Origin of the sequence: Armatimonas sp. (assembly GCF_031410135.1) — a bacterium.
In the GTDB taxonomy this organism is placed as follows: Bacteria; Armatimonadota; Armatimonadia; order Armatimonadales; family Armatimonadaceae; genus Armatimonas.
In genome coordinates this window covers 1-3,584 of record NZ_JANNYP010000593.1, presented here as the reverse complement: position 1 = coordinate 3,584, position 3,584 = coordinate 1, and the positions used below count along the sequence as shown (strand labels likewise).

The 3,584-nt window shown below is 60.9% G+C and carries 2 protein-coding genes; both read right to left on the bottom strand.

Annotated features, from left to right (window positions below; all coding sequences use genetic code 11):
* On the bottom strand, positions 1 to 2,121 hold a 2,121-nt coding region (locus tag RMO15_RS21730), incomplete at its 3' end, for an adenylate/guanylate cyclase domain-containing protein (protein WP_309717070.1).
* 31 nt (positions 2,122 to 2,152) lie between these two features.
* Positions 2,153 to 3,487 carry a PQQ-binding-like beta-propeller repeat protein gene (locus RMO15_RS21725; RefSeq protein ID WP_309717067.1) on the bottom strand — a complete coding sequence of 445 codons (1,335 nt, stop codon included), beginning with the start codon at positions 3,485 to 3,487 and terminating at the stop codon, positions 2,153 to 2,155.
* Positions 3,488 to 3,584 lie beyond the last annotated feature (97 nt).

Here is a 3,584-nt window from a genome sequence, read left to right as displayed (position 1 = left end):
GGCTTTATCCCAGTACGCGACCGCCATTGCCGGGTTGGCGGCCTCGCTATAATGGTGGGCCAGGGTCTCAGGCTGATTGGCCATTGCCTCGGTGAACTGCTCGGCAAGCACCTGGGCGATATGGGCATGAAACTGCTGGCGGCGGGTCTTGAGCAGCGACTGGTAGGCGGCGTCTTGGATCAGTGCGTGCTTGAACTTGTAGCGCGCCACCGGAGGCATCCCCATCTGGAACAGCAGATCGGCATCCGAGAGGTGTGTTAGGCAGGTGCGCAGCTCGGGCTCGGAGAGAAACGTGATGGCCGCAATCTGCTCATAGCTAAACTCGCGCCCTAGCACCGCGCCCAGCTGCGCCAGCTCCCTCACCGCTTGGGGGAGACGATCCAGGCGAGCGATCAGGGAGTCATGAAGCGTCGTCGGAATCGCCAGCATCCCGAGCGTGCCATCAATCTCGTAGTGCGTCCCTTTGTCGGTCAGGCCCCCTTGCTCCAGAACGGTTCGCGTCAGCTCCTCCACGAAGAGGGGCACCCCATCGGTCTTCTGAACAATCTGGGCCACGACTTCTGCGGGAAGCGGCTTGTTGCCCGTGAGCCTCTCGACGATCTCGCGGGTCTGGTTCTCCGACAGGCGCTCCAGCGTGATCGTCTCCAGCGGCACCTCCTCATCCCAGGGGGAATGAAACTCGGGGCGACTGGTGAGCAAGATCAGGAGCCGCGCGTCTCCGGCCTGGCGTAGCAAGCGCTCGATCAAGTCCAGTGTGGAGGCATCCACCCAGTGCAAGTCTTCCACGATCAGCAAGACCGGCTGCTGCTCCGCGCGTCTCTGCACGGCGGCCACAAAGACCTCCATCAGGCGCTGCATCTGCTTATCGGGGGCCAAGGCCACCGGGGGATAGGCTCCCTCCAGCGGCACAGAGAGAAGTGAGGCCAGCAGTGCCGCGTTCTCGGGCGTCTCTAGATCATAGGTCGCCAGAAAGCCCTCGATCTTGGCACGTCGTTGTGCGGGTGTGTCGTGTCGCTCCAGCTTGAGCTCAACACGCTCCAGCAGGTCAATGATGGGAAAGAGAGCCGTGCTGCTACTAAACGGCGAGCAGAAACACTCCGTCAGCCAGACATCCCCTTCTTGCCGGACATGGTTCTTGAGTTCCCAGAGTAGCCGCGACTTACCCACACCGGCCTCACCGCGCAAGAGAATCGCCTGGGAGCTCTCGGTCTTGGCGGAGTGCCAGCAGGAGAGAAGCGTCTGAATCTCGGGATCGCGCCCCCGCAGAGGCGTCAGACTGGATTTCTCGGCGGCCTCAAAGCGGCTCTGCGTGCCACTCTCCGACTTCACATGAAAGACCTCAATGGGCTCGGCGATTCCCTTAAGTGCGTGCCTTCCGAGCGACTCGCAGTCAAAGAAAGCCGCGATGAGCCGATGGGTTGCGGCGCTAATCACCAGCATCCCCGGCTCGGCAACTCCTTGAAGGCGCGCGGCAATATTGGGCGTGTCTCCCACCACCGCCAGCTTCTCCAGCGTCTCCCCGGCTCCCATCTCCCCTGCAATCACGAGACCCGTGTGGATTCCGATGCGCACGCTTACCGTGACGCCATACTTTTGCTGGATCTGCGGGTTGATCGCCTCAATCGCCTGAAGAATCTGCAAGCTGCTCCGCAGTGCCCGCCGTGCATCGTCTTCGTGGGCGACCGGGTAGCCAAAATACACTAAGAGCCCATCGCCCATGTACTTGGCAATAAAGCCTTGTACACTCGCGATTGCCTCGGCACTGACTCTCTGGTACGTCAACAACAGCTCCCGCAGATCCTCCGGGTCAAGCTTCTCCGAGAGTTCCGTCGAGCCGACTAAGTCGCAAAACATCACTGTGAGCTGGCGACGCTCGGCTTCGGGAACGGCAACGGCGGGTGCAGTGGGAGCAGCAGGCGCAATTGCTCCGGCCCAGACAAGCATCTTCCCGTCTTGGTCCGTCGCAACCTGGAGCACCTCAATGAGTTCGAACTTGAGATCCTCGATAAAGTCGTCATCAAGCTCAAACTGGCGCTTCAGGGCTCGGTAAGAAACGCGCCCTTGTGCAGCCAGAAGTGCCTGGGTCTGGGCGAGCGTTTCCTGGAAAGTCATCAGTGGCATTAATACCACAAATTCCTTGTCCTCAAACGGATTATGTTCTCTCTCCCCCGCGCAAATCGAAGCAGAGCACGCGGCGCGGCGTGCCATCCACCCCGGTCTCGTTTTGACAAACCGTCAGTAGCCCCCGGCTCAGTGCAGGCGTCCCCCACGACTCCCGCGCAACAAAAAGCGAGCTTCGCGAGAGCTCTTTATAGCCCTTAGGACTCAGCTCCAGCCAGGCAAGCTGCCCGTACTCCCCCATCATCAAGCAGCGGTCTTTCTCTTTGAAGGCAATCAGCGAGGCCAGCGCGGGGGCGAGACGCAGCGTCTTCCCTTGGCTTTGCACCTCCCACTCAGGCTCCTCGCGCCAGAGCTCTTTGCCGGTCTTCAGCTCGACACACACCAGCGGCGCGTTCTGTGGCCCGTGGCCATCAATGCCGTACAAGTAACCGTTTTTATGGATCGCCGTCATGAAGTGCATCCCAAAGCGCTTGTTGGTCCAGAGCTGCGTAAACGTGCCATCGGGCTTGAGATCTAGCAGCGTCCCGCCCATGCCGTAGCACTCCGAGAGAAAGACCTGGTTGCCGATCACCACCGGAGTCGAGGCGTTCACGGACTCGTAGCGCCGCGCACGCCAGGGAAACGTGAAGTGGACTTTCCCCGTTGCCGCCTCCAGGCAGAGTAGCCCGCCTTGGGTTGGCTGACTATCACCGCCCAGAAAGGCAAAGATCCGGCGCTGGCCATGCACGGTGGCCGCAATCGGCGAGGCGTAGCCCGCCGTCCAGCCCTTGCCTCCGGCCCAGACTTGCTTTCCGGTGGCTTTGTCAAAGGCGACCACGCTCGGCCCGGCATCTTTGCCCACCACGACGATGAGTAGATTGCCCTCTAAGAGCGGCGTGGCTCCAACTCCGAAGTAGTTCTGCGGCACTTTGTACTCGGCGGCGATATCGCGCTTCCAGACCACCTGCCCCGTGGCGAGTGCGAGACACGTCAGCTTTCCCGTGACGCCGTAGGTGTAGACAAACTTCCCATCGCTGATCGGCTGGCAGCGCGGCCCAGCGCTAAAGCCATAGCGATCCGAGTAGGGCGCGGCGTACGCAGACTTCCAGACCCGCTTGCCCGTCTCCGCCGCCACACACTCCACCACTTCTTGTTCAGCAAGCCGGTGGAAGACGATCACTTTCCCGGCCACGGCACACGGCGACGCGTACCCCTCGCCTTTCACCCGCTCCCAGACCAGCTTCGGCGTCTCCCGAAGCGGCGACTCCGTGGAGAGTGCATTGTGACTCGGCCCCAGGAAATCCCGCCAGTCGTGGGTGACCGCGCTTGCCACCAAAGGCTTCGGCGGCGCATGAAAAGTTAGTCCATCTTCGTGCAGAATAGGCATGGAGCAATTATACTTTGATATACTCAGTGTGAGGTAAAACCATGAACACAGACGACACAGCCTTACGTGGAAAAGCCCTTTATCAGGCGCATATACG

Excerpts from the sequence above, each read along its gene's own strand:
- RMO15_RS21725 (WP_309717067.1), bottom strand. The coding sequence starts at position 3,487 with ATGCCTATTCTGCACGAAGATGGACTAACTTTTCATGCGCCGCCGAAG.